The organism is Curtobacterium sp. SP.BCp (assembly GCF_051903255.1).
Lineage (GTDB): Bacteria > Actinomycetota > Actinomycetes > Actinomycetales > Microbacteriaceae > Curtobacterium.
On the sequence record NZ_CP194338.1, the window covers coordinates 778,672 to 803,963 of the forward strand.

A 25,292-nucleotide genomic window follows, 5' to 3' on the forward strand; every position below is an offset into this window, starting at 1 on the left:
GTCCGCCGGGCCGAGTCTCGAGCTACCGGTCGCCCTGGTACGGTTCGACCACCGGAGGGGGACGACATGCGGGGAACCGGAACGACGATCGTGGCGGCGACGGTGGTGGCACTGGCGCTCGCCGGGTGCACCCAGCACGCCGATCGGGCCGACAGCGACGCGCACACCGGCACGAGCCGGGCCGCGGGATCGACGCAGACCGCGACCGCTGTGGTGCCTGCCGCCGCTCGGTTCCGCGTGCTGGACCGCGCGTTCGCGTCGAGTGACGCGCTGCCCGACGGGGCGGCCACCCCGGAGGACCTCGACGTCGACAGTCAGCGTCGTCTCGGCGAATCGGACGGGACGACGTACTGGGTCGCCACGACCACGCACGACGCGGTGTGCCTCATCGCGAGCAACCCCGCACAGGACAGCACCGGCACCTTCTCGGTCTGCGGCGACGTCCCCGTCGAGAGCGGCTCCGTCGTCACGTCCATGTCGGACGACCACGGCCACCAGACCGCCCTCGTCACCGACGGCTTCGAGGACCACGGCACCGACGCCCTGCGCGAGCTCGTGCCGAACGTCTGGGCGCGCTGACGCGCACCGCGCCCGTGGCGCGGACGAACGGACGGGAGGCTCGGTGCCAGCTGGCACCGAGCCTCCCGTCCGTCGTGTGGTCGCGCCTAGCCGAGGGCGGCCGCGTCGGGTGACCCCGTCGACAGCGCGCCGCGGACCGACGCCCACGCGGTGAGCCGCTCGCGGATCGCGGGGTCCTGCTCGTGCTCGATCGCCGTGGCGTGCGCCTGCTCGAGCACCTCGTCGATGACGATGCGCCGTCCGGACCGGGCCGAGGCGATCGCCGCGTCCACCATGGTGAGGCTCATGACGTTGCCGTGCACCTCGCCGTCCGGGACCTCGCCGGTGCGGACCGCCCGCACGAAGGACGCGAGCGAGCCGGCGATCTCGTCGCCGACGCTCGGGGCGGCCGCGGGTGTGCCCGGCGTGCCGTCGAGGTCGCTCCACGGGTCGTGGTCGCCGTCCCAGAGCGCGGTGCCCGCCGCGCCGGAGGCCCGCCAGTCGCCGTTCCACGAGGTCTCGGCACCCGGTGCGCACCACGAGCCGTCGTACACGTACCGGACATCGTCCTCGAAGGTGAACACGGCGGCGGCGGCGGCGTCGCCGCGGTACCAGGACCACGACGGGTTCCACGACTCGCAGTAGACCGACACCGGGTCGCGCTCGAGCACGTACCGGGCCGAGTCGAACGCGTGGATCGCCATGTCGAGGAGGAGCACGTCGTCCATCTCCTCGCGGAAGCCCCCGAAGTGCGGGGCCTTCGCGAACCGGGTGTCGAGGCCGCCGATGGCCCCGAGCCCCCGGACGTGCTGCCGGAACGCCACGAGCTGGTCGTTGTACCGGCGGGACTGCGACACCATGAACAGCTTGCCGGTGGCCTCGGCGGCGGCCGCGAGGGCGAGGGCCTCCGCGACCGTCTGCGCGGCGGGCTTCTCGCCGAGGACGGGCAGGCCGGCCCGGAGCGCCTCGAGCGTCACCGGGTGGTGTGCGACGGGGACTGTGATGTCGAGCACCGCCTCGGCCCCGGTCTCGGCGATGAGCGCGCTGAGGTCGGTGCCGACGGGGATCGTCGGGTCGCCCGCGACGCCGGCTCCGGCCCGCGCGGCGTCGAGGTCGAGGTCGACGATGCCGACGAGCTCGACGTCCGGGTCCGCTGCGGCGGTGCTGAGCCAGGCACGGCCCATGCCACCGGCGCCGACCTGGACGACACGCAGGGGGGCGGTCACGCCGGCACCTCCTCGTCGACGGGCGCGTCGTCGAACGGACCGCGGTAGTGCTGCCCGTCGAAGTACTCGCCGAGGTCGTACCGCCGGAGCGTCGGCAACTCGCGCTCCCGCTCCGGTCGGGCCCACTCGGCGGCGTTCGCGATCACGCGGCGGACGTCCTTGTGGTGGTACACGGGGAAGTCCTGGTCGCCGGGGGAGAAGTAGAAGATCTTCCCGGCGCCGCGGCGGTAGGTCATGCCGCTCCGGAAGACCTCGCCGCCGGTGAACCCGGAGATGAAGACGAGCTCGTCCGGGGTGGGGACGTCGAAGTACTCGCCGTACATCTCCTGCTCGGGGATCACGATCGGGTTGGGGACGCCGCGGGTGATGGGGTGCTGCGGGTTCACGGTCCAGACGAGTTCCTGGTCGTGCTCGCTCCGCCACCGGAGCGTGCACGTGGTGCCCATGAGCTTGCCGAAGATCTTCGACCAGTGGCCGGAGTGCAGGACGACGAGCCCCATGCCGGACAGGACGTGCTTGTGGACCCGGTCGACCACGGCGTCGTCGACGTCGGCGTGTGCGGCGTGGCCCCACCAGGTGAGGACGTCGGTCTCGGCGAGGACCTCGTCGGTGAGGCCGTGCTCGGGCTCCTGCATCGTCGCGGTCCGGACGACGGCGTCCGGCAGGTTCTCGCGGATGCCGTCCGCGATCGCGCCGTGCATGCCGTCGGGGTACCGCTCGGCGACGTGCTGCTCGACCTGCTCGTGGACGTTCTCGCCCCACACGGTGATGCGCAAGGGAGTGGAGGTCATGGTGTGCCTTTCTGGGCTGGGTTCGGGGAGCTCGTGCCGGCCGTCACTTGACGGCGCCACCGAGGGCACCCGCGGAGATGTACCGCTGCGCGACGATGAGCAGCACGGCGGCGGGCAGCGACGCCAGGACGGAGGTGGCCATGACGGGCCCCCAGTCGGTGACGTTCGAGCCGATGTAGTTGTAGATGCCGAGCGTGATCGGGCGCACGGCCGGTGTGGAGGTCAGGGTCAGCGCGATGAGGAAGTCGCCCCAGGCCCCGAGGAAGGTGAAGAGCGCCGCGGTGACGATCGCGTTGCGGCTGATCGGCAGGACGATCGACACGAACGCACGGAAGTCGTTCGCGCCGTCCACGAGCGCCGCCTCGACGAGGCTCGGCGGGATCGACTCCATGAACGCCCGCATGAGCAGGACGGCGAACGGGACCTGCACGGCGCTGTCCGCGAGGATGAGCCCGACGTAGCTGTTGAGCAGACCGATGTTGTTGAACAGCGTGTAGAGCGCGTTCGCGATGACGATCGCCGGGATCATCTGCGTGATGAGCAGCACGAGCAGGAACACCCGCGTACCGCGCATCCGGAACCGGGCGAGCCCGTACGCGGCGGGGGTCGCGACCGCGAGGGTGAGCACGACCGTGCCGAGGCCGATGATCATGCTCGACAGGAAGTTCTGCCCCTGCTGCTGGAACGCGGCCTCGTAGCCGGCGAACGTCGGCGACCACGGGAACCAGGTCGCGGTCGCCGCCCCGGACGTCGCCTGCAGGCTGGTGTTCACCATCCAGTAGACGGGGAACACCATGACCGCGAGGAACACGATGCCGAGGATCGTGAGCGGGATGCCCTTGACGCCGCGCTTCGGCCGGGGGAGTCGCGCCGTGCGCCTCGTGGTGAGGGCTCGGGTCGCGGTGACGGTCTGGTTCGCGAGTCCGACGCTCATTCGTCGACCGCCTTCCGGGAGATCGCGATGTAGACCATCGCGAAGACGAACGAGACGACGATGAGGACGTTGCTCACCGCGGCTCCGATGCCGAACTGGAAGTTGACGAACGACTGGTGGTAGGCGTTCGTGGCGAGGGTCTGCGTCGAGTTCGCGGGTCCGCCGCCGGTCAGGCCGAGGATGATGTCCACGACCTTGAGCGTGTAGACCACCCCGAGGACGATGACGATGCTCACCACGCTCCGGATGCTCGGCCACGTGATGTACCAGAACGCCTTGAACCCGGTCGCGCCGTCCAGCGCCCCCGCTTCGTAGAGCTCCGGCGGCACCGACTGCAGGCCGCTGTAGAGGATCGTCGTGTTGAACGGGATGCCGAGCCACACGTTGACGCCGATCACCGCGATGAGCGCGAGGCTCGGGCTGACCAGCCACGGCACCGGCGCGATCCCGACGAGGCCGAGCAGCTGGTTGAGCGCGCCGCTGTCCTGGTCGAGCAGCCACTTCCACACCGCGCTCGAGGCGATGAGGGGGAGCAGCCACGGCAGGAGGAGCAGCCCGCGCAGGAAGCCGGACAGCGGGAAGTGCCGGCGGAAGAACAGGGCGAGCCCGAGGCCGATCACGAACTGCAGGACGATCGAACCGGCCGTGAAGAGCGCCGTGTTCACCACGCTCGTCGTGAAGACCGAGCTGGAGAACACGGAGACGTAGTTCGCGAGTCCCACCCAGGGGGCCTCGCCGGTGAAGAACGTGGCGGTCGTGTAGTCCTGGAAGGACATCAGGATGTTCTTGACGACCGGGTAGCCGAAGAACACCGCGACGAAGAGCGCGGCCGGGATGACGAACAGCCAGCGGGTGATGCCGCTCCGGAGACGCGCGCGGCGCTGTCCGGGGCGGACGGGCGGGGCGACGGTGGTCCGTGTCGCCGGGCGGGACGGAGTGCGAGCGGGTGCCTGTGTCGAGGCGCTCATGCGGATCCTCTCCTGGAGTGGAGAGGGAGCCGGCCGGTCCGACCGGCTCCCTCGTGCACTACTGGTTCTGGGACTGCGCCTGCTGGAGCGCTGCCTCGGGGCTGGCCTTGCCGGTGAGGGCGAGCTGGACGGCGGTGTAGATCTTCGTCGCGGCCTTGGGCCAGTCGGGGCCGAGCTCACCGGTGCGGGCACGGGCGGTCTTGACCGTGGTGACGAACGAGGCGACCTGCGGGTGGCTCTCGGCCCACTTCGCCCCTGCCTCGAGGTTCGTCGGGACGTTCCCGCTGAGCTTCGCGAGGGCCTCCTGGCCCTTCACCGAGTGGAGGCAGCCGACGAACTTGCCGGCGAGCTGCATCTTCTCCTTGTCGCCGGTCTGCGGGACGGTGAACGCCTCGCCGCCGAGCGGAGCGACGGTGGCGTCGCCGGTGCGGGTCGGGATCGGCACGCTGTCAAACTCGAGGCCCTTCTTCTCGTTCAGGGCGGGGAGCTGCCACGGGCCGTTGATCATCATCGCGGCCTTGCCGGCGAGGAACTGGTTGTTGACGTCGGCCTGGGCCCAGTTGATCGAGCTCTTCGACATCGACCCGTCGTTCTGCAGGTCCTCGACGAGCTGCAGGGCCTGCGCTGCCTGCGGCGTCGCGATGTCCTTCTCGTCACCGCCGTTCGACCAGAAGAACGGCAGGAACTGCCAGGTGCCCTCGTAGGTGTTGATGTTGCTCATCGCGAAGCCGTAGGTCGACCCCTTGGTGAGCTTCTTCGCGGCGGCCTTGAGCTCGTCCCACGTCTTCGGCGGCTGGACACCGGCCTCGGAGAGCAGCTTCTTGTTGTAGTACAGCGCGATCGAGTTCGTGTTCGACTGCACGCCGTAGAGCTTGCCCTTGTAGGTGCTCGCCGCCTTGACGCCGGGGACGTCCCCGGAGGCGCTGAGCCCGTACGCGCTGAGGTCGGAGAGCGCACCCGACGACGCGATCTGCTGCACGTCCGGGTTGTCGAGCATGAGCACGTCGGGGAGGGTCTTCGACGACGCCTGCTGCAGCACCTTCGAGATCAGGCCGGCACCGGCGACGTGGTTGATGGTGACGGTGGCGCCGACGTCCTTCGCGCACTGCTTGTACACCGGGTTGTAGCTCGCGTCGTAGTAGTCCTCGATGGTGAGGGCCTTGCTCCCGCCGGAGGAGGCGGACCCGGAGCCGGAGCAGCCGGTGAGCACCAGGGGGACCGTCGCGAGGACCGCCGCCGCGCCGAGCAGGGCACGGATCCGGCGGGGCGACGAGGGGAACTTCTGCTTCATTGCACAGCTCTTCTCTTGGTGGAGTCATGGACTTCGGGAGCACGACCACGACTCGCTGACGTCGTCGTCCCTGCGTTCCTTGGGGCGAGACGCTAACAGATAAGCGCTTCACTCGTAAAGCGCTTTTTTCGGAACCTGGGAGCTATGCTGAGCGAGTCCGGAACGAGCGGTTCCGGAACGAGCGGTGCCGGATCGAGCGGGAGTGGCAGTGGCAACGATGCAGCAGGTCGCCGACCGCGCCGGGGTCTCGATCGCCACGGTGTCGTTCGTCGTGAACGGCACGAAGTACGTGACCCCCGCGACGACCGCCCGCGTCCGGACCGCGATGCGCGAGCTGAAGTTCCGCGGCAACGTCGTCGCCCGCGCGCTCGCGAGTCGCCGGACCCGCATCATCGCGCTGCTCTTCCCGACCACGGGCAACCGGTTCAGCCCGACGACCTCGGAGTTCTTCATGAGCGCGGCCGAGCGTGCCTCCGAGCGGGGCTACCACCTCGTGCTCTGGCCGGTCGACCCCGCGGGGGACGACCTCGACGACCTCGTGTCCGGTGGGCTCGTCGACGGCGTGATCCTCATGGAGGTGCGGATGGACGACCCGCGCGTGGCCGTCCTCACCGACCTCGACGTCCCGTTCACGCTCATCGGTCGCACCCGGGACAGCACGGGCCTGCCGTTCGTCGACATCGACTTCGAGACGACCATCGTGGACAGCATCGACCACCTCGAGTCGCTCGGGCACCGCCGCTTCGGCATCGTCCTGGAGAACCTCGAGGGCACGCCGATGGCCGGGTACGCCCCGCACCTCCGCGCCGAGTCCACGTTCCGGGCGATGATCGCCGACCGTGGCCTCACCGGGACCGTCGTCTACGCCGGGTCCGGCAGCGAGGGTGGCCGTGCGGCCGTGGGTGAACTCCTCTCGGCCGACCCGGACTGCACCGCGGTGCTCCTGATGAAGGACGACAGCGCCGGCGGACTGCTCGTCGGGCTCTTCGACGCCGGCCGCCGCGTCCCCGAGGACGTCTCGGTGCTGAGCATCGCGTCCTCCGCGGCGAACGCCGACCAGCACTACCCGCGGCTGTCGACCATGCTCGCGCCGGGTCGCGAGCTGGGCACCCGCGCCGCCGACGCCCTCATCGACCAGCTCGACGGCACCTCGGCGGAGCTGCCGCACTTCCTGCTGCCCTGCACGCTCCGCACCGCGGAGTCCACCGCGCCCGCGCGGCGCTGACGCGCCCACCCGCCGGCCTGGCGCGCCCCGCTCAGCGGCGACGCGAAGCGTTGCGCGGGGCGCGCCGACCGAGCCTACGAGGGAGGTCGGGTCGGGCCCGCACCGTGCCTCCCGTCCGCTGCTCGGCGCGTCGCCTTCGCGAAAGCGACATCTTCCCGCCGCGCTGCAGGGGTCATCTGTCGCTTTCACGACCGCTCCTGGTGCCGTTCGCGGGAAAGCGACAACGTGCCGCTTCCCGGCGCGCTGCGCGCGCTCCCAGCGACCGTTGGTTGAGTGGATGCACAGGTTCGGCAGCACCACGAGCACCACCACCCGTCGAGGAGGACGCGATGGCGATCGACCGCAGACTGTTCCTGCTCGGGGGAGCGGGGGTGCTGCTCCTCGCCGGGTGCTCCACCCGACCCGAGCGGACCACCGTCGAGGAGTGGCCCACCGACCCGCCCGAGGGTGACGTCACGATCAGCTGGTGGGCCGGGCAGGTGGCCTCGAAGGACGGCGGGGACCTCCGGCGACGCCTCATCGCGGAGTTCCAGAAGGAGCACCCGAACATCCGGGTCCGCATCGTCAGCGCGCCGAGCGACACCGACACGAACCGGACGAGCCTCACGACCCAGATCGCTGCGGGCAGCCCGACGCCGGACGTGTACCTCGGGGACGTCGCGTGGCCCGGGCAGTTCTCGAAGAACAAGCTCGCGACCCCGGTGAACCGGCTCGTCGGAGAGGGCTTCTTCGACCAGTTCCCCGAGGGCCTGCGTGCCGCGGCGAGCGTCGACGGCACGTACTACATGTTCCCGCTCTACATCGACGAGTCGTTCTTCCTGTACCGCAAGGACCTCCTCGACAAGCACGGCTTCCAGGTCCCGCGCTCGTGGGAGGAAGTCCGCGAGACCGCCGCGAAGCTCGTCGACACGGGCGACGTCAGCTACGGGTTCGCCTTCCAGGGTGACGTCTACGAGGGCCTCACGTGCAACGTCACCGAGTTCGTCGCGGACGCCGGCGGCTCGTTGCTGAACGACGACCTGACGAAGCCGGAGACGACCAGCTCGGAGACGAAGCGCGCGTTCGAGTTCATGCGCTCGCTCATCACCGACGGCGCCAGCCCCCGGGCGACCCTGACGTACCAGGAGCAGGACACGAACGACGCCTTCTCGGGTGGCCGCGCGGCGTTCCTCCGCAACTGGTCGTACGCGTGGGGCATCGCGAACGGCCCGGACTCCGCCGTGGCGGGCAAGGTCGGGCTCGCCGCGCGCCCGACGTTCGACGGACAGGACGAGCACCACTCGACGATCGGCGGGTGGGGGAACTACATCAACCCGCACACGCAGCAGCCCGCCGCGGCGCTGACGTTCGCGAAGTGGATGTCGAGCGAGACCGCGCAGCAGTTCCTCACCCGTGAGGGCGGCGTGCTCCCCGCCCGGTCGGCGTCGCTCACGAGCCAGGACGCGAAGCGGCAGAACCGTCCGACCTACGACACCGCCGCGGGCATCACGCTGGTGCCCCGCCCGACCTCGACGGCGTACTACCCGAAGGTCTCGCAGGGCGTCTACCAGAACGGCAACAGCATCCTCGGCGGCCAGGCGTCCGTCGACGGCGGCACGCGCTCGATGGCCTCGGCCATCTCGCTCGCCCTGGCCGGTGAGGCGCTGTGAGCGCCGGCACCGCGACGCGGGGCGGTTCCCGCGGACCAGCCGGCGGTCCGGCGCTCCGGCCTGGAGGCACGGGTCGCCGTGACGGGTACCGCCCGACGAGCGCGCGGTCGCGCATGGAGCGTGTGCGCGCGCGGGGCGCGTGGGGCTTCGCGGCCCCGACGCTCCTGGTCGTCGCCGCGGTCACGATCTTCCCGGTGGTGTACTCGATCGTCCTGAGCTTCGCGGACGTCGAGGTCGGCTACGAGGGCTTCTCGATCCAGTCCTTCGGGCTCGGCAACTACGCGGCCCTGCTCCAGAGCGCCGACTGGTACCGGGCGCTCGGGTTCACGGTGCTCTACACGGTCGTGACGGTCTTCGTGGAGCTCGTCCTCGGCATGCTCGTGGCCCTCGTGCTCGAACGGCTCGGGGCGACCCGCGGCTGGATGCTCGCGCTCATGCTGATCCCGTGGTCGCTCGTCACGATCGTGAACGCGCAGCTCTGGAAGTACGTCTACGACTCCACGTACGGCGTCGCGACGTGGGTCTTCGGGCTGTTCGGGGACGCCCCGGTGATCCTCGGCGAACCGGTCCCCGCGATCACGGGCCTCATGGTCGCGGACATCTGGAAGACGACACCGTTCGTGGCGATCATCCTGCTCGCGGGCCTCGTGCAGATCTCGGAGGACCACTACGAGGCCGCCGAGCTCGACGGCGCGAACACGTGGCAGACGTTCTGGCGCGTGGTGCTCCCGCAGCTCACCCCGACGCTGACGATCGCCGTCCTCTTCCGCATCCTGCAGGCGTTCGGCGTCTTCGACCTGCCGTTCGTGCTGACGAACGGCGGACCGGGCACCGCCACGCAGTCCCTCGCGATCATGGGCTACAAGGTGCTCTTCCAGGACATCAACATCGGCCCCGGCGCCGCGATCGCCACGAGCACGGCGGTCATCGTCGCGGCGGGCTGTCTGCTGTTCCTCCGGGCCTTCCGGAACCAGGCGAAGGGAGGGGACTGATGCCCCGCACACGTGTCCGCAAGGGCTGGCGCAAGTGGGTCAACACCGTCAACGCCAGCGGTGTCGTCATCGCGGTGCTCACCGCGCTGCCGCTGTACTGGCTCGTCACGACGGCGCTCAAGCCCGCGTCGGAGATCTCCCGGAACCCGCCGACCGCATTCCCGCAGTCGATCACGTTCGACAACTTCGTGGTGGCGTTCCGCGACAACGCCCTCGGGCAGTACATGGTGAACAGTGTCATCGTGTCGGTGTCGACGACCGTGATCGTGCTGGCGCTGTCGTTCCTCGCCGGCTACGCGCTCGCCGGGCGGTGGATCAAGGGCCGCACCGCGATCATGACGTCGCTGCTCATGCTGTCGGTGTTCCCGGCGATCGCGGTCCTCACGCCGCTGTACCTGCTCGAGCGGAACCTCGGCCTGCTCAACTCGTACCCGGGGCTCATCGTTCCGTACGTGGCGTTCAACCTGCCGTTCGCCATCTGGATCATGCGGAACTACCTGCAGGGCATCCCCTCCACGATCGAGGAGGCCTCCGAGATCGACGGGGCGGGCGCCTGGCGCACCGTGCTCAGCGTGATCCTGCCGATGGCGAAGCCGGGCCTCTTCACGGTCGGGGTGTTCACCTTCACGGCGTCGTGGAGCGAGTTCCTCATGGCGCTGACGTTCAACAGCGAGAACTCGTTCCGGACCATCCCGGTCGGGATCGCGCTGTTCGGCACGCAGTTCACCGTGCCGTTCGCGCAGATCTTCGCGGCGAGCGTCGCGGCCACCGTGCCGATCGTCATCCTCGTCCTGGTGTTCCGTCGTTCGATCGTCTCGGGCCTCACCTCCGGCGCGGTGAAGGGCTGAGGTCGCGGGGCGACCACCTGACGGACGGGAGGCCGGGGTCGGATCCGACCCGGGCCTCCCGTCCGTCAGGTGGTGCCGCTGATCAGCGGCGACGCGCGTCGCGCGCCGTGTCGCGGAAGAAGTCGTCCGGGGTCGACGGCGCCTCGCGGAGTTCGCCGTGCTTCCAGCGACGACGCATGCCGCGGATCGTCTCGATGCGCACCGGTTCGATGCCGGGCTCGGTCTCGTACGCGCCCATGGGGAGCTCCTCGATCGTCGGCGGTGCCGAGGCGGTCGCCCCGACCGTGCCGACGGTACGTGCCCGTGACGGTGGCCGACCGGTCAACTAGGTAGCAAAGTTACCTTGTTGCGTATGCTGGACAAACGGTCTGGGAGTGTCTGCAGACGCCCGTACTCTGCCGTCAGGCGCCCGGGGATCCGAGGTCGATCGCCGCGACGACGCGGTCGACGATCCGCACGAACCTGGCGCGCTCCCGTTCCGAGAAGGAGGCCATGAGGTCGTGCAGGTGCTGGTTCGTGCCGTCCATCGCAGCGGCGTACGCCACGCGTGTGGCCTCGGTCAGTTCGATGCGGCGACTGCGTCCGTCGTCCGGGTTGGGGACCCGGCACAGGTGCCCGGAGCGCTCCAGGCGATCGACGAGTCCCGTGACCGCCGGTCCGGTCAGGCCGAGGTGCGTCGCGAGGTCCTTGACCCGGACCGTCCGCTCCGCGGTCTCGGCGCGGGCCACGAACTGGATCACCGTGAGGTCGCCCTGCGAGACCTCGAGTCGCTCGCGCAGTCGTGCGCGGAGCGCGGCCACCGCGCCCTCGAGGCGGGTGAGCGCGCCCAGCAGGTCGAGGTCGCTCATGCGGAGACCCCCTCACTGCGGATCGACTCCGCGCAACTGTACGCTGCGGTCACCGGACAACCGTATCCGGATAGCGCGATCGAGTGCGCATCCGGGACAGGGGCTTCCGGAACAGGGCGACGCTCGGCGGTGACCCGGTGAGCGAGGCGTTCCTCGAGGACCAGCCCGTCGAGGCCGTACGGTTCGAACTCGCCGGCGACGAGCCGGCCGCGGCCGTCCGCGATCTCGGTGGCGTCTACGGCGGTGACGCCTGGGTCGCCCGTGGTGGTGACCGCGGGTTCTCGTACCGGTACACCGTCGTCGGCGACTCCGAGGTGTCCGTCCGGCGCTCGCAGCTGACCGGCGCGATCCGCGGGCCGATGGCGCCGTCGGACGAGTACGTCGTGGGGTGGCTCACGGAGGGCCACACCGAGCTCGACCTGGCCGGCGACGCCGTCGAGATGCGTCCGGACGTGCCGGTGCTGTACCCGACCGACAAGACCTACACGTTCGCCGCGTCCGACTACGACCAGCGTCTGGTGCACTTCGACCGGGCCTTCGTCGAGCGGGTGGCGGCCCAACACCTCGACCTGGGCGACCGGCCACTGCGGTTCGACCACCTCGCCGAGCCGGTGCCCGAGGCCGTGCGGTCCTGGCGTGTCGCGATCACCGGGCTCACCCGGGCGTTGCGGGCCGCCGGACCCGACAGTGACGCCTGGCGCACCGCGAAGGAGTCCGCTGCCCGGGTCTTCCTCGAGATGTTCCCGCCGCACCTCGACCGGCTGCCCGCCGTCCTCGGGCTGCCGAAGAACGCCAGGCTCCGTGCCGCGGTCGAGCACATCCACGCGCACGCCGCCGAGGACGTCACCGTGGCCGAGCTGTCGGCGGTCGCCGGACTCAGCGTGCGGTCGGTGCAGGAGTCCTTCCGTCGGGTGTTCGACGTCTCCCCGCTGACGTACCTCCGCCAGGTCCGGCTCGACCGCGTGCACGAGGAACTCCTCGCGCTCGATCCGCAGGTCGGAGCGGTCGGCGACGTCGCCCGGCGGTGGGGGTTCGCGCACCTCGGTCGTTTCTCGGCGTCGTACGCGGAGCGGTTCGGCGAGTACCCGAAGCAGACGCTGCGGCGCTGATCGGAGGCGTCCCGTAGCGTTCGCTGCATGACCACCACCGTGCTCGTCGCCGGCGCCACGGGCGACCTCGGCCGCCGCATCGTCCGCGAGCTCATGGGCCTCGACGTCCGCGTCCGCGCCCTCACCCGCGGCGGGGCGGCCGCCGACCGCGTGCCCGCCGACGAGCGCGTCGAGGTCGTCACCGCCGACTACGCCGACCACGCCGCGCTCGTCGAGGTCCTGCGCGGCGTCGACGTCGTCGTGTCCGTGCTGAGCGGCACCCGGAAGGTCGTCGTGGACGCGCAGCGCGCCCTGCTCGACGCCGCGGTCGAGGCCGGTGTGCCGCGGTTCGTGCCGTCGGACTACTCCGCCGACTACCGGAGCGTCACGCCGGGCACGAACCGGAACTTCGAGCTCCGACGCGAGTTCGCCGCGGTCCTCGACGCCGCGCCGATCCGGGCGACCTCGGTGCTGAACGGGGCGTTCGCGGACATGCTCACCGGGCAGGCGCCGCTGGTCCTGTTCGATCGACGGCGGGTGCTGGCGTGGTCGAGCGCCGACCAGCCGCTGGACTTCACCACGAAGGACGACGTCGCGCACGTGGTCGCCCGGGTCGCCCTCGACCCCGATGCGCCGCGGTTCGTCGAGGTCGCGGGGGACCGGGTGACGTCGCGGAGCCTCGCGGACACCATGTCCCGGCTCACCGGACTCCGCCACCGCGTGCTCTGGGCGGGGACGACGGGGTCGCTGTCCGCGATGGCGAGGGTCGGGCGGCGGCTGTCCCGTGACGACGACGAGCCGTTCCCCGCGTGGCAGGGCATGCAGTACTTCGTCACGATGTTCAGCGGCGAGGGCGAGCTTCGCAACCTCGGCGGCGAGCGGTACCGGCCGGAGCGCTGGACGAGCGTCGAGGACGTCCTCGCGGAGCACCTCGGGGTCTGACGCCGGGTCGGTCAGCGACCGGCGAGCCGCTGGTTCGCCGCGCTCGCCGCGGCAGTCATCCGGACGAGGAACGCACGGACGGTGCGGAGCTCGGCGGCGTCGGTGTCGCGGACGGTCGCGGCGAACTCCGCGCCCGCCGCGGCCAGGAACCGCCGGGTCTCCTCGCGGGCGTGCTCGGTCGGGCGGAGGGTCACCCGGCGACGGTCCGACCCCTCGCGGTGACGACCGACGTGCCCGGCGGCGACGAGCCGGTCGACGAGGATCGACGTCGCCCCGGTCGTCATGCCGATCCGGCGGGCGAGTTCGGCGGGGGAGAGCGGGTGTCCGCCCTGCTCGGCCCAGACCACCTGCCCGAGGGCGTTCGCGTCCGATCCCGGCAGCCCCGTCCACGTCGCGAGGTGCCGGTTCAGTTCCTCGAACGCGACGGCCCAGTCGCGGAGCGCGTGCATGGCGCCGACCTCGTCGTCGGACCAGTCGACGGACAGCGGGTCGAGCGGGGACACAGGCACCTCCAGGCGGTGATCGCTTTACTGTAAAGCGATCACCGTAGACGATCAGCGCAGACGATCAGCGCAGACGATCCGCGCTCCGACGAACAGGGAAGCACATGCAGCAGCACGCACTCGTCTCCGGGGCCAGCATCGCAGGCCTCTCCGCCGCCTGGTGGCTCACCCACGCGGGGTGGCGGGTGACCGTCGTCGAGCGAGCGCCCGCGTTCCGCGACGGCGGGCAGAACGTCGACGTCCGCGGTGTCGCGAAGGAGGTCCTCGACCGGATGGGCCTGGTCGAGTCGGTCCGCGCCCGCAACACCACCGAGACCGGCACGGTCCTCGTGGACGCCGACGGCTCCGTCCGGGCGGAGCTCCCCGACGGCGGCGGGGACGGCGCGACCGCGGAGCTCGAGGTGCTCCGTGGGGACCTCGCGCACGTGCTCCTCGACGCGCTGCCGTCCGACGTCACGGTCCGGTACGGCGAGACGATCGCCGAGGTCACGGACGACGGCGCGTCGGTCACCGTGCGCACCGACGCCGGGACGGCGCTCGTGGCCGACCTGCTCGTCGTGGCCGAGGGCGTCCGGTCGAGCACCCGGTCGCTCGTGTTCGCGGAAGACGAGGTCGAGGCGCGGGACCTCGGCGTCGCGATGGTCTTCGGGACGATCCCGCGGGAGCCGTCGGACGACGACCGCTGGCGCTGGTACAACGCCGTCGAGGGACGGCAGGTCCACCTCCGACCCGATCCCCACGGCACGACCCGAGCGATCCTGGCCTGCACGAACGACGACGACCTCGCTGCGCTCCCGCGCGACGGAGCCCTGGCCCGGATGCGCGAGCGGTACCGAGGTGCGGGGTGGCAGACCGAGCGCGTGCTCGACGGGTTCGACGCCTCCGACGACGTGTACGTCGACCAGCTCACGCAGATCCGGATGCCGCGCTGGGCCCGCGGCAGGGTGTGGCTCGTCGGGGACGCCGCGTGGTGCGTGACGCCGATGGGCGGCGGGGGAGCTTCCCTCGCACTGACCTCCGGGTACGTCCTCGCCGCGTCGCTCAGCACGCACGACGACACCGCCGCGGCCGCCACGGCGTTCGACGAGTGGATGCGTCCGCTCGTGTCCGACGTGCAGGACATCCCGAAGGGCATCGTACGGTTCGCCTACCCGCAGACGCGCCTCGGGCTGGCGCTCCGGCACGTGGTGGACCGCGCGATCACCCTTCCGGTGTTCGCACCGGTCACGGCACGGCTGACGCGGGTCGCCGAGACCGAGCAGCCGTTGCCGCCGCTGCGGACGACCGCCCAGGGGTGACGGCTCGGGCCAGACGGCTCAGGAGCGCGGCGGGTCGGTCCGGAGGCGCTTGGCCTCCGGCTCCTCGGAGTGCGAGGACGCGGCGTCCACGAACCGACCGCCACCCACCGCCGCCGTCCGCCGCACGAGCTCGTTGACGAGGTCCTCGTCCTCCGGCTCGAGCTCGTCGTCGGGAGCGGTCTCGACCATGACCTGCGACGCCGGTCCGAGCAGCAGCTCCGCGTTCACCGCGGTGCCGCTGTCGTCCGCCGTCGGGATCTCGACGATGTCGGTCGTCCCGTTCTCGCCGAGGGCCGCGGCGTACGCGAGCACCGCGTCCGCGATCGCGTCGCCGGTCATCACCTTGTTGTCCCCGTACACCACGTACTTCACCCGACCGAGCCAACTCCTCGGCGCCGGGATTGTCCGGAGTGCGCAGTCGCAGCGGGGTGTCGGGCGGTGCCGACAGAATGAGCGGTGCATGACGACGGATGCCGAACCCCTCATCCACGTCGACCGCCACGGACTCGACATCGACGAGGCGGTCGCGTTCTACGAGCGCGTGTACTCGAGCGAGGACATCAGCGTCGGGCGGTCGGGCGACGAACGGTTCACCTGGCGCTTCCGCGCGGTCGGTGACGACGAGGTCGTCGTGGGGACGAGTTCGGTCGACGCGCCGCGGTGGGGGACCATCGGGCAGGCGCCGAGCTACGTCCTCGCCTGGACGACCCGCCCGGGCCTCGCCGTCGACACGGCCGGGCGCGACCCCATCGTGATGGACCCGGGTGTCCCGGTGATGTGGCCGTCCGGTCGCGACGTGGCCTTCGACGGGGCGCCGACCACCCTGCACACCGTGCGCTTCGACGCCCCGTTCCTCGAGTCGGTGGCCGCGGCGCAGCGGCACTCCGTGCCGGGTCCGCTCCGGTTCTCGGTGACGGCCGACCCCGGCGAACTCGACCACCTGCGGGCCGTCATCGCCTCGGCGGCACCGGAGCTCCTGCGAATCGACACCGCCCGCGGTCGACGTGCCGCCGTGAACATGCTCGTCGCCGAGGCGGTGGTCGACGCGTACGAGGTGACGCCCCAGCTCGACCTGGAGCTGCACGAGGGGCCGGCCACGATGCGGCTCGCGCAGGAGTGGATGGTGGCGAACGCCCACCGGCCGATCACCAGCACGGACGTCAGCCGGGTCGCGGGCGTCAACGCGCGGAGCCTGCAGGCCACGTTCCAGCGGCACACGGGCACGAGTCCCATGGCGTTCCTCCGGCAGGTGCGGCTCCACCGGGTCCGGGCCCAGCTCGTCGCCGGCGACCCCGCCGAGACCACCGTCGCGGCGATCGCGGGCACCTGGGGCTTCGGGCACCTGGGCCGGTTCGCGGGGTACTACGCGGACACGTTCGGCGAGCTCCCGTCCGAGACCCTCCGGCGCCGGACCCGCTGACGCACCCCGCCGGCGCGACCTGCGCGCGCGCCCAGACCGGCGTGACCTGCGCGCGCACCGCGGCCGGCGCGACCTGCAGGCGCGCCGCGACCGGTTTCAGTGGGTCGGGGCGGGCCCGGTGCTCTGCCGCACCCGGAGTGTCGTCGGGAGCCGCACGTGGTCGGAGGTCTGCTCGCCGCGGAGCATCGCGAGCAGCATCTCGACCGCGCGCGACCCGAGCTCGACCAGCGGCTGCGCGACCGTCGTCAACGGCGGCGTCGTCGTCGCGGCCTGCGGGACGTCGTCGAACCCGACCACCGAGAGGTCCTCGGGCACCCGGAGCCCGAGCGCCGCGGCCGACCGCAGGACGCCGACGGCCGACGAGTCGTTCGCCGCGAACACCGCGGTCGGACGATCGGGGCCGGACAGCAGCCCGAGGGCGACCTCGGCGGACCGGTCCTCCTGGTAGCCGCCGTCGCGCACGAGCGACTCGTCCACCGTCAGCCCCGCGGCGACGAGTGCCCGTCGGTACCCGGCCTCGCGGAGCTGGGCGGACGCCAGGTCCGGTCGCCCGCGGAGGTGTGCGATCCGCGTGTGCCCGAGTGACACGAGGTGCTCGACGGCCTGGGCGGCCCCGCCCTCGTTGTCGGAGTCGACCGTGGCGTGGCCCTCGGGTCCGGTGTGCGGGTCGATGGCCACGACGGGGATGGACGAGGCCGACAGCGCGGTGCTCGGCGTGACGACGATCGCCCCGTCGATGAGCGTGCCGGACAGGCGGGAGAGCGAGCGACGTTCCCAGCCCTTCTGCTCGGCCCCGGTCACGAGTCCGGCGTAGGCGAGGAGCTCGTAGCCCGTGCCCGTCGTGGCACCGGACACCCCGCGCAGCAGCTCGGTGGAGAACGGCTCGAACTCGGTCACGAGGATGCCGACCACGCCGGTGCGCGAGCTCCGGAGGCTCCGTGCGACGAGCGAGGTCTCGTAGCCGAGCTGCTCGACGACCTCCTGCACGCGGAGGATCGTGCCCTGGGCGACGCCGTCCCGCTGGTTGATGACCTTCGACACGGTCGGGATCGAGACGCCGGCCGCCCGCGCGACGTCCGCGATGGTGACCCGGCCGGCGCCGGGGCGTGCGCCGATCGCCGTGTCCATCTGCACACCGTACCGCCGCTGGAGCCGCCGATCGGTAAAGAAAACGTTATCGATAACGATTGACAAGCCGCAGGACGCCCTGGCACGCTCTCCGCAGAGGCGGCAGTCGATGTCGCTGCGAGTCAACGACGACACAACAGGAGTTCCACGATGACGAGGAAGATCCGTGCCGCGGCAGCCATCGCGCTGATCGGGGCGACAGCACTGACCGCCGCTGGCTGTTCGGCAGGCAGCGACGCGTCGAGCGACGGCGGGAAGGTCACGATGACCTTCTGGCACAACTCGACCACCGGCCCGGGCAAGGCGTTCTGGGACACGACGGTGAAGGACTTCGAGGCGAAGAACCCGAACGTGACCATCAAGATCCAGGCGATCCAGAACGAGGACCTGGACGGCAAGCTCCAGACCGCCCTCAACTCGAACTCCGCCCCGGACGTCTTCATGCAGCGCGGCGGCGGCAAGATGGCCGCGATGGTCAACGCCGGCCAGGTCATGGACATCTCCGACTCCATCGGCTCGAACGCCGAGAGCGAGATCAGCAAGGGGTCGTTCAAGGCCTTCGAGCTCAACGGCAAGACCTGGGCGATGCCCACCAACGTCGACCCCGAGGGCATCTGGTACAGCAAGGACCTCTTCGAGAAGGCCGGCATCGACGGCACGCCGACCACGATCGACGAGCTGAACGCGGACATCCAGAAGCTCAAGGACAAGGACATCCAGCCGGTCGCGGTGGGAGCGAAGGACGCCTGGCCCGCCGCGCACTGGTACTACAACTTCGCGCTCCGCGCCTGCTCGTCGAGCGTCCTCACGAAGACCGCGCAGGACCTCAAGTTCGACAACGCGTGCTGGAAGCAGGCGGGCGAGGACACGAAGGCGTTCTTCGACACGGAGCCCTTCAACGACGGCTACCTCACCACCTCGGCCCAGCAGGGCGCCGGCAGCTCCGCCGGTCTCATCGCGAACCACAAGGCCGCGATGGAGCTCATGGGCGCCTGGGACCCGGGCGTGATCTCCTCGCTCACCCCGGACGGCAAGCCGCTGTCCGACCTCGGCTTCTTCCCGTTCCCGGAGGTCTCCGGCGGCAAGGGCGAAGCGGGCTCGATGATGGGCGCCGTCGGCGGACTCTCCTGCTCGGCACAGGCTCCGAAGAAGGCGTGCACCGACTTCCTCAACTTCGTGACCCAGAAGAGCGTCCAGGAGAACTACTACAAGGCGTTCAACTCGATCCCGGCGAACCAGTCGGCCCAGTCGGTCGTCACCGAGCCGTACCTGAAGACCGTGCTGAAGGCGTACAACGACGCCCCGTTCGTGTCGAACTACCTCGACACCCTCTACGGCCAGAACGTCGGCAACGCGCTCAACACCAGCGTCGTCAACCTCCTCGCCGGCAAGGGGTCCGTCTCGGACATCGTGTCGACCGTCAACCAGGCCGCAGCGAAGGGCTGACGCATGACCACCTCCGTCGCACCGCGCTCGAACGAGGCGCGGTCCGGGACGGGGCGTCGCACGGGCGGGGCCGACGGTACGCCGTCGGCCCCGGCCCGCCGGGTCCGCAAGGGCACCGACGTCCGAACCCGGGTCGAGATCGCCGTCCTCGCGGGCCCCGCGGTCATCATGTTCGTCGGGTTCGTCATCCTGCCCGTCGTGCTCGCCGCCTACTACGGCTTCTACAAGTGGCAGGGCTACGGCGCCCCCGTCGACTTCGTGGGCCTGCAGAACTACAAGGTCATCTTCACCGACCCGGACTTCCGGGCCGTCCTCTGGCACAACCTCTTCATCGTCATCGGCTCGCTCCTCGTGCAGGGGCCGATCGCGATCATCCTCGCGCTGCTGCTCAACCAGCGCATCCGCGGCCGCGGACTCATCCGCGTCCTCATCTTCCTGCCCTACGTCATCTCCGAGGTCATCGTCGGCACCGGGTGGAGCCTCATGCTCCAGTCGAGCGGCGCGGTGAACGACCTGCTGCAGTCGCTCGGCCTCGGGTTCCTGCGCAACGACTGGCTCTCGAACCCCGACATCGCGATCTGGACCCTCCTCGGGATCATCTCGTGGAAGTACATCGGCTTCGCGGTGATCCTGTTCCTCGCCGGCCTGCAGAGCATCCCCGAGGAACTGTTCGAGGCCGCGCAGCTCGACGGCGCGAGCTACTGGCAGATCCAGCGGCGCATCACGCTCCCGCTCCTCGGCCCGACGCTGCGCATCTGGGCGTTCCTGTCGATCATCGGGTCGCTCCAGCTGTTCGACCTCGTCTACATCATCTGGGGCCAGTACATCGCCTCGACCGCCGGCACCTCGACGATGGCGACCTACATGGTCGGCAACGGGCGGCTCTCCGGCAACTACGGGTACGGCAACGCCGTCGCCGTGGTCATCTTCCTCATCTCGCTGGTCGTCGCCCTCGTCTACCAGCGGTTCGTCCTGCGCCGCGACACCGCCGGCGCCCTGACCGAGAAGGGCGACCGATGACCGCCACCGCCTCCATCGTCGCGCCGAAGCGGCGGCCTCACGACAGCCGTCCCGTCAAGCGCGAGCGCAACCTCGGCACGTACTTCATCGCACTGCTGTTCATCGCCGTGTGCGTCGGCCCGGTCGCGTACATCGTGCTCGGCGGGTTCCGCACGAACTCGCAGATCACCGCGAGCCCCGCCGGCCTGCCGAACCCGTGGCAGATCGGCAACTACGTCAACGTCCTCACGAGCGGGGTGTTCTGGCAGCAGCTCGGCAACTCCGTCGTCGCGGGTGTCACCACGACCGTCGGCGTCGTGGTGCTCGGGCTCATGGTGAGCTTCGTCCTCGCCCGCTACCGGTTCCGCGGCCGCGAGGCGCTCTACTCCCTCTTCGCCGCCGGCCTCATGTTCCCGATCACGGTCGCGATCACGCCGCTCTACATCCTGGTGAAGGACCTCGGGCTGACGAACAACCTCGCCGGCGTGATCCTGCCCCAGATCGCCTTCGCGCTGCCGACGACGGTCATCATCCTCGTGCCGTTCCTCCGGGCGATCCCGGACGAGCTCGAGGAGGCCGCCGCCATCGACGGGGCGAGCCGCATCGGGTTCTTCTTCCGCATGGTCGTCCCGCTGTCCCTGCCCGGCGTCGTGACGGTCGGCATCCTCGCCTTCATCGGCAGCTGGAACAGCTACCTCCTACCGCTGTTCATCCTCAACGACGCGTCGACCTACACGCTGCCGCTCGGCGTCCAGGCGTTCGCGTCGCAGTACTCGGTCGACACGGCCCGGGTGCTCGCGTTCACGTCGCTCTCGATGATCCCGGCCCTGGTGTTCTTCGCGATCTTCCAGAAGCGCATCGTCGGCGGTCTCACCGGGGCGGTGAAGGGGTGAGCACGTTCGGCCCGACGACGGAAGCGACGGACGGCTCGACTGCGGAGGACGGCACGGTGACCACGGACGGCCAGGAGGCGCGCCCTGCGTCGACGACGCCCGTCGCCACCGCGACCGGTGACGGACGCCAGGCGCGTGGCGGGCCCGCACCGCGCCTCCAGTCCGAGGCCACCCACCTGACGGACGCGACCGCGTCCGACCGCGTCACCACCCTGCTGGCCGCGATGACGCTCGAGGAGAAGACGGCGCAGCTCGTCGGCTACTGGCTCGACCAGAACGGCGTCGTCGCCCCGATGCAGGGCGAGATGGCCGCCGCGCAGGACGGCACCACGCTCGCCGAGATCACGCGGCACGGCATCGGCCAGTTCACCCGCGTCTACGGCACACGGCCCGTCGAACCCGACGAGCGTGCGGCGTGGCTGTGGGCCGAGCAGCGTCGCCTCAAGCGTGAGACCCGTCTCGGCATCCCGGCGCTCGTGCACGAGGAGTGCCTCACCGGGCTCGCCGCGTGGAAGGCCGCGACCTTCCCGACCCCGCTCGCGTGGGGTGCGGCGTTCGACCCGGAGCTCGTCGAGCAGGTCGGCACCGCGATCGGTGACTCGATGCGCGAGCTCGGCGTGCACCAGGGCCTCGCGCCCGTCCTCGACGTCGTCCGCGACCCGCGCTGGGGGCGGGTCGACGAGTGCATCGGCGAGGACCCGTACCTCGTCGGCACGGTCGGCACGGCCTACGTCCGCGGGCTCCAGGCGGCCGGGGTCGATGCGACCCTGAAGCACTTCCTCGGGTACTCGGCGTCGCAGGCGGGGCGGAACCACGCGCCCGTGCACGCCGGACCGCGCGAGGTCGCGGACGTGTCGCTGCCGCCGTTCGAGATGGCGCTGCGGGACGGCGGCGCCCGGTCGGTCATGAACTCCTACGCCGAGGTCGACGGGGTGCCTGTCGCCTCCGACCCGGCGCTCCTCACCGACCTGCTGCGGGACCGGCTCGGCTTCGACGGGACGGTCGTCGCCGACTACTTCTCGGTCGCGTTCCTCGAGGTCATGCACGGCGTCGCGGCCGATCGTGGCGAGGCCGCCGCGCTCGCCCTCACCGCCGGGATCGACGTCGAGCTGCCGACCGGGGACGCCTACCTCGGGCCGCTCGTCGAGCGCGTCCGGTCGGGTGCGGTGGACGAGGCGCTCGTCGACCGGGCCGTGCTCCGGGTCCTGCGGCAGAAGGAACGGCTGGGGCTGCTCGACCCCGACGCGTTCGAGGACGACGCCCCCACCGGCGTCGACCTGGACACGCCGCGACACCGTGCCCTCGCCGGGGCGCTCGCCGCGCGGTCGCTCGTGCTGCTGTCGAACGAGCGCGTCGCTGCGGCGCCCGTCCTCCCGCTCCCCGCAGGTGCCTCGGTGGCGGTCATCGGCCCGAACGCCGACCGAGCCGAGGCCCTGCAGGGCTGCTACTCCTTCGCGAACCACGTGCTCGCCGCCCACCCGGACCTGCCCCTCGGGTTCGCGATCCCCACCGTCCGCGAGGCCCTCGCCGACACCCTCGGCTCCGCCGCGGTGCGGTTCGCCGCCGGCTGTTCGGTCACGGGCGAGGACCGCTCCGGCATCGCCGACGCGGTCGCGGTCGCACTGGCCTCGGACGTGGCGGTCGTCGTGGTCGGCGACCAGGCCGGGCTCTTCGGACGCGGCACCGTGGGGGAGGGCAACGACACCGAGTCGCTCGACCTGCCCGGCGTGCAGCGCGAGCTCGTGGAGGCCGTCGTCGCCACCGGCACCCCGACCGTCATGGTGCTCCTGACCGGCCGACCGTACGCGATCGGATGGGCGCTCGACGGACCTGGACCCCGACCGGCCGCGGTCGTCCAGGCGTTCTTCCCCGGTGAGGCCGGCGGCACCGCGATCGCTGACCTGCTGACGGGGGTGGCATCCCCGTCCGGCCGGCTGCCGGTCACCCTGCCCCGATCCGCGGGCGCGCAGCCGTACACCTACCTGCACCCGCGGCTCGGCGGGCCGTCCGACGTCACGGCGGCGGACTCGACGCCCGTGCGACCGTTCGGCTTCGGCCTCGGGTACACGTCGTTCACGTACGAGGACCTCGTCGTGGACGGGTCCGTCGCGACCTCGGGTGCGTTCTCCGTCGAGGTCGCCGTCCGCAACACCGGCGACCGTGACGGTGAGGACGTCGTGCAGCTCTACGGCCACGACGTCGCCGCGTCGGTCACCCGGCCGCTCGTGCAGCTGCTCGGCTACACGCGGGTCGCGGTGCCCGCAGGGGGAGCGGTGCGGGTCCGCTTCGACGTGCCCGTGCAGCGGTTCGGGTTCACCGACCGCGCGATGCGCCGGGTCGTCGAGCCGGGTGACGTCGAGGTGTGGGTCGCGTCGCACGCGGGGGCGTCCCGGCCGGGAGGCACGGTGCGCGCCGACGGGATCGTCGCGGTCGGGCGCGGAGCGGGTCCGATCCCCGCGCCCGGTTCCGCGACGGACCGTGCGGTGGTGCGCGTCACCGGCCCGGTGCGCGAGGTGCTGCCGGCCGACAGACGGGTGGTGACCGCAACGGTGCGCTGAGGCGCTGCTGATCGCGGCAGCCCGGCCCGCGCCATCGCGGCGTTCGCACGACCGGAGGCGCCCCGAACCACGCTGCCTCGTGGTTCGGGGTGCCTCCGGTCGTGCAGCGGTGCGGTGCGGGTCAGGCGGAACGGCGGAGCGTCTCGCGGGGGTACTCGCCGTGCTGCTGGTGGTAGGTCGCCGAGAAGCGCCCGGCGTGCCCGAAGCCCCAGTGCTTGGCCACCTCGGCGATGCTCGTGGTCGCCGGGTCGCCTCGGAGCAGGTCGTCCCGGACGCGGTCGAGGCGCACGCGGCGGATGTAGGCGTTCGGTGAGCAGTCGAAGGTGCGCTGGAACGCGTGCTGCAGCGCGCGGAGGCTCAGCGACGCCACCTGGGCCAGGTCGGTGCTCGTGATCGGCAGGTGGCAGTGCTCGTGGACGTACTCGACCGCCCGTCGCAGGTGCGCGTTGCGGGGGAGCAGCAGCTCGTTCGGCAGCGTCGCCGACACCACCGGGTAGAGCTCGAGCAGGGCCAGCGCACCGAGCCGTCCCATCTCCGCCTGGAGCAGCGGCGACGCCTTCCCGTCGAGCACCGTGTGCGAGATGAGCTGTACCGCGGTCCGCCAGACCTGCAGCGCCCGGTCGTCCGGACGCACCCGGTGGTCGAGCTGCAGCGACTCCGGGTCGGAACCGCGCTCGCCGGCGACCTCGCGGAGCGCCGAACGGTCCACCTGGACGAGCCGCTGGTCGTAGTCCCGGTAGTCGAACCCCGCACCGCTCTGCGGCCACAGCTGCGGTCGGCCGGGTTCCATGACGATCGGTTCCTCGCCCGGCGGGGTGATCGTCGCGCGGCCGCGTGTCGTCCACTGCACCAGGTGGTCGTCGGACCGGGACATGGTGCCGGACAGGTGGCCGTCGAACCGGATCGTCCGCAGGGTCATCGCGGCGTCGCCGACGGCGCGGAACCGGAAGCCGAACGGTTCGTCCGTCCGTTCCGCCCGCCACTCGCTGCCGGCGTACTCCTCCGCCAGGAGGTCGCGCGCGACGTCGAGGTCGTCGCTCTGCGAATCGACCTGGACTCGGGTGGGGGTGGGGTGGGTCATGGGGCTACCGGTGCAGCCTGCCCGTCCGCCCGACTTCTGTCCGCGGAGCGCCGAAAGCGGCCAGCGGACTGCACACCCCAGTCCGGGGGCAGGACGACGGTCTGCCCCGGGCCAGGTTCGCCGTGGTCCGTTGACCGCCGAGGTGCCCGCGTCCCATGATGGGGTCGTCCGAACCGAGGGGAGTCGCCCGTGCCGGAACGATCAGAGGCGCTGTCCGCCGAGGAGCGGAAGGCGATCCGTGTCCGCGCGGCCGAGCTGAAGAAGCGCGAGGACGGCGACGCTGCCGTCCGCGCGATCATCGGCGACATGACCCCGGGCGAGCAGGAGATCGCGCTCCGCATCCACGACGCGATCCTCGAACGGGTGCCCCAGTTGCAGCCCAAGCCGCGCTACGGGCAACCCGCGTACTACCGGGACGGCAAGGTCGTCTGCTTCTTCATGGCCGCGTCGAAGTACGGGACCACGTCGTGCACCTTCGGCTTCGACGACGCCACGCTCGTCCAGGACGGCGGCGTGTGGCCGAGCGCCTACGGGATCACGGCCCTCGGCGACGAGGACGAAGCGCGGCTGCTCGCGCTCGTCGAACGCGCCGTGGGGTGACGCCTG

Annotated in this window: 25 protein-coding genes; 14 read left to right on the plus strand and 11 right to left on the minus strand. The window is 71.2% G+C overall.

Features of this window, described 5'->3' with window-relative positions; genetic code table 11:
* The first annotated feature begins 66 nt into the window (after positions 1 to 66).
* Positions 67 to 579 carry a hypothetical protein gene (locus ACRQ4C_RS03985; protein WP_439690215.1) on the plus strand — a complete coding sequence of 171 codons (513 nt, stop codon included), beginning with the start codon at positions 67 to 69 and terminating at the stop codon, positions 577 to 579.
* Positions 580 to 665: 86 nt separating this feature from the next.
* On the opposite strand, the gene ACRQ4C_RS03990 is transcribed toward ACRQ4C_RS03985, so the two are convergent.
* The 5 genes from ACRQ4C_RS03990 to ACRQ4C_RS04010 are packed head-to-tail and all read right to left on the minus strand — an operon-like array spanning position 666 to position 5,768.
* On the minus strand, positions 666 to 1,784 hold the full coding sequence (locus ACRQ4C_RS03990; protein ID WP_439690216.1) for a Gfo/Idh/MocA family protein: 1,119 nt from the start codon (positions 1,782 to 1,784) through the stop codon (positions 666 to 668).
* Positions 1,781 to 2,575, minus strand: a complete 795-nt coding sequence (locus ACRQ4C_RS03995) for a ThuA domain-containing protein (RefSeq protein ID WP_439690217.1) — start codon at positions 2,573 to 2,575, stop codon at positions 1,781 to 1,783. The genes ACRQ4C_RS03990 and ACRQ4C_RS03995 overlap by 4 nt, the downstream gene beginning before the upstream one ends.
* Before the next feature lie 43 nt (positions 2,576 to 2,618).
* Positions 2,619 to 3,509 (minus strand): carbohydrate ABC transporter permease, encoded by an 891-nt coding sequence (locus ACRQ4C_RS04000; RefSeq protein ID WP_290132665.1) that lies wholly within the window; start codon positions 3,507 to 3,509, stop codon positions 2,619 to 2,621.
* Positions 3,506 to 4,477, minus strand: coding sequence for a carbohydrate ABC transporter permease (locus tag ACRQ4C_RS04005; RefSeq protein WP_439690218.1), 972 nt, complete (start codon positions 4,475 to 4,477; stop codon positions 3,506 to 3,508). The genes ACRQ4C_RS04000 and ACRQ4C_RS04005 overlap by 4 nt, the downstream gene beginning before the upstream one ends.
* Positions 4,478 to 4,535: 58 nt before the next feature.
* Positions 4,536 to 5,768, minus strand: a complete 1,233-nt coding sequence (locus ACRQ4C_RS04010; protein WP_439690219.1) for a sugar ABC transporter substrate-binding protein — start codon at positions 5,766 to 5,768, stop codon at positions 4,536 to 4,538.
* Between the two features lie 217 nt (positions 5,769 to 5,985).
* Between ACRQ4C_RS04010 and ACRQ4C_RS04015 the strand changes: the two genes are divergently transcribed.
* The 4 genes from ACRQ4C_RS04015 to ACRQ4C_RS04030 all read left to right on the plus strand — a co-directional run bounded on the left by ACRQ4C_RS04015 (position 5,986) and on the right by ACRQ4C_RS04030 (position 10,482).
* Positions 5,986 to 6,993, plus strand: coding sequence for a LacI family DNA-binding transcriptional regulator (locus ACRQ4C_RS04015; protein ID WP_439690942.1), 1,008 nt, complete (start codon positions 5,986 to 5,988; stop codon positions 6,991 to 6,993).
* A gap of 329 nt (positions 6,994 to 7,322) precedes the next feature.
* Positions 7,323 to 8,642 carry an ABC transporter substrate-binding protein gene (locus ACRQ4C_RS04020; protein ID WP_439690220.1) on the plus strand — a complete coding sequence of 440 codons (1,320 nt, stop codon included), beginning with the start codon at positions 7,323 to 7,325 and terminating at the stop codon, positions 8,640 to 8,642.
* A 113-nt stretch (positions 8,643 to 8,755) separates the two neighbouring features.
* Complete coding sequence (locus ACRQ4C_RS04025) at positions 8,756 to 9,634, plus strand: carbohydrate ABC transporter permease (protein ID WP_439690221.1); 879 nt, start codon at positions 8,756 to 8,758, stop codon at positions 9,632 to 9,634.
* Positions 9,634 to 10,482 carry a carbohydrate ABC transporter permease gene (locus ACRQ4C_RS04030; protein ID WP_439690222.1) on the plus strand — a complete coding sequence of 283 codons (849 nt, stop codon included), beginning with the start codon at positions 9,634 to 9,636 and terminating at the stop codon, positions 10,480 to 10,482. Before ACRQ4C_RS04025 ends, ACRQ4C_RS04030 begins: the two co-directional genes overlap by 1 nt.
* Positions 10,483 to 10,564: 82 nt before the next feature.
* Here the strand turns inward: ACRQ4C_RS04030 and ACRQ4C_RS04035 are convergent, their stop codons facing one another.
* Entirely contained in the window at positions 10,565 to 10,720 is a 156-nt protein-coding gene (locus ACRQ4C_RS04035) for a hypothetical protein (RefSeq protein WP_290132659.1), read from the minus strand.
* Between the two features lie 163 nt (positions 10,721 to 10,883).
* Positions 10,884 to 11,330 carry a MarR family winged helix-turn-helix transcriptional regulator gene (locus tag ACRQ4C_RS04040; RefSeq protein WP_439690223.1) on the minus strand — a complete coding sequence of 149 codons (447 nt, stop codon included), beginning with the start codon at positions 11,328 to 11,330 and terminating at the stop codon, positions 10,884 to 10,886.
* Positions 11,331 to 11,413: 83 nt separating this feature from the next.
* Between ACRQ4C_RS04040 and ACRQ4C_RS04045 the strand changes: the two genes are divergently transcribed.
* Positions 11,414 to 12,439 (plus strand): helix-turn-helix domain-containing protein, encoded by a 1,026-nt coding sequence (locus tag ACRQ4C_RS04045; RefSeq protein ID WP_439690224.1) that lies wholly within the window; start codon positions 11,414 to 11,416, stop codon positions 12,437 to 12,439.
* Between the two features lie 27 nt (positions 12,440 to 12,466).
* Complete coding sequence (locus ACRQ4C_RS04050) at positions 12,467 to 13,360, plus strand: NmrA family NAD(P)-binding protein (protein WP_290132656.1); 894 nt, start codon at positions 12,467 to 12,469, stop codon at positions 13,358 to 13,360.
* 11 nt (positions 13,361 to 13,371) lie between these two features.
* Here ACRQ4C_RS04050 and ACRQ4C_RS04055 read toward each other — a convergent pair whose 3' ends face one another.
* Positions 13,372 to 13,863 (minus strand): MarR family winged helix-turn-helix transcriptional regulator, encoded by a 492-nt coding sequence (locus tag ACRQ4C_RS04055; RefSeq protein ID WP_290132655.1) that lies wholly within the window; start codon positions 13,861 to 13,863, stop codon positions 13,372 to 13,374.
* Between the two features lie 104 nt (positions 13,864 to 13,967).
* Between ACRQ4C_RS04055 and ACRQ4C_RS04060 the strand changes: the two genes are divergently transcribed.
* Positions 13,968 to 15,161 carry an FAD-dependent monooxygenase gene (locus ACRQ4C_RS04060; protein WP_439690225.1) on the plus strand — a complete coding sequence of 398 codons (1,194 nt, stop codon included), beginning with the start codon at positions 13,968 to 13,970 and terminating at the stop codon, positions 15,159 to 15,161.
* A gap of 18 nt (positions 15,162 to 15,179) precedes the next feature.
* Here the strand turns inward: ACRQ4C_RS04060 and ACRQ4C_RS04065 are convergent, their stop codons facing one another.
* Positions 15,180 to 15,533: a hypothetical protein gene (locus ACRQ4C_RS04065; protein WP_290132653.1), complete on the minus strand. Its 354-nt coding sequence runs from the start codon at positions 15,531 to 15,533 to the stop codon at positions 15,180 to 15,182.
* 88 nt (positions 15,534 to 15,621) lie between these two features.
* Here ACRQ4C_RS04065 and ACRQ4C_RS04070 point away from each other — a divergent pair, with 88 nt between their 5' ends.
* Positions 15,622 to 16,581 (plus strand): helix-turn-helix domain-containing protein, encoded by a 960-nt coding sequence (locus ACRQ4C_RS04070; protein ID WP_439690226.1) that lies wholly within the window; start codon positions 15,622 to 15,624, stop codon positions 16,579 to 16,581.
* 96 nt (positions 16,582 to 16,677) lie between these two features.
* On the opposite strand, the gene ACRQ4C_RS04075 is transcribed toward ACRQ4C_RS04070, so the two are convergent.
* Positions 16,678 to 17,709, minus strand: a complete 1,032-nt coding sequence (locus tag ACRQ4C_RS04075; RefSeq protein WP_439690227.1) for a LacI family DNA-binding transcriptional regulator — start codon at positions 17,707 to 17,709, stop codon at positions 16,678 to 16,680.
* 150 nt (positions 17,710 to 17,859) lie between these two features.
* On the opposite strand from ACRQ4C_RS04075, the gene ACRQ4C_RS04080 reads away from it, so the two are divergent.
* The 4 genes from ACRQ4C_RS04080 (at position 17,860) to ACRQ4C_RS04095 (ending at position 23,605) form a co-directional block, all read left to right on the plus strand.
* Entirely contained in the window at positions 17,860 to 19,155 is a 1,296-nt protein-coding gene (locus ACRQ4C_RS04080) for an ABC transporter substrate-binding protein (protein ID WP_290132650.1), read from the plus strand.
* Positions 19,156 to 19,158: 3 nt separating this feature from the next.
* Positions 19,159 to 20,175 (plus strand): carbohydrate ABC transporter permease, encoded by a 1,017-nt coding sequence (locus tag ACRQ4C_RS04085; RefSeq protein ID WP_290132649.1) that lies wholly within the window; start codon positions 19,159 to 19,161, stop codon positions 20,173 to 20,175.
* Complete coding sequence (locus tag ACRQ4C_RS04090) at positions 20,172 to 21,047, plus strand: carbohydrate ABC transporter permease (protein WP_290132648.1); 876 nt, start codon at positions 20,172 to 20,174, stop codon at positions 21,045 to 21,047. The genes ACRQ4C_RS04085 and ACRQ4C_RS04090 overlap by 4 nt, the downstream gene beginning before the upstream one ends.
* 224 nt (positions 21,048 to 21,271) lie before the next feature.
* Positions 21,272 to 23,605, plus strand: a complete 2,334-nt coding sequence (locus ACRQ4C_RS04095; RefSeq protein ID WP_439690943.1) for a glycoside hydrolase family 3 N-terminal domain-containing protein — start codon at positions 21,272 to 21,274, stop codon at positions 23,603 to 23,605.
* Positions 23,606 to 23,726: 121 nt separating this feature from the next.
* On the opposite strand, the gene ACRQ4C_RS04100 is transcribed toward ACRQ4C_RS04095, so the two are convergent.
* A complete protein-coding gene (locus ACRQ4C_RS04100; RefSeq protein WP_439690228.1) occupies positions 23,727 to 24,686 on the minus strand; it encodes an AraC family transcriptional regulator in 960 nt (319 codons plus the stop codon).
* A 189-nt stretch (positions 24,687 to 24,875) separates the two neighbouring features.
* On the opposite strand from ACRQ4C_RS04100, the gene ACRQ4C_RS04105 reads away from it, so the two are divergent.
* Entirely contained in the window at positions 24,876 to 25,286 is a 411-nt protein-coding gene (locus ACRQ4C_RS04105) for a hypothetical protein (protein ID WP_439690229.1), read from the plus strand.
* Positions 25,287 to 25,292 lie beyond the last annotated feature (6 nt).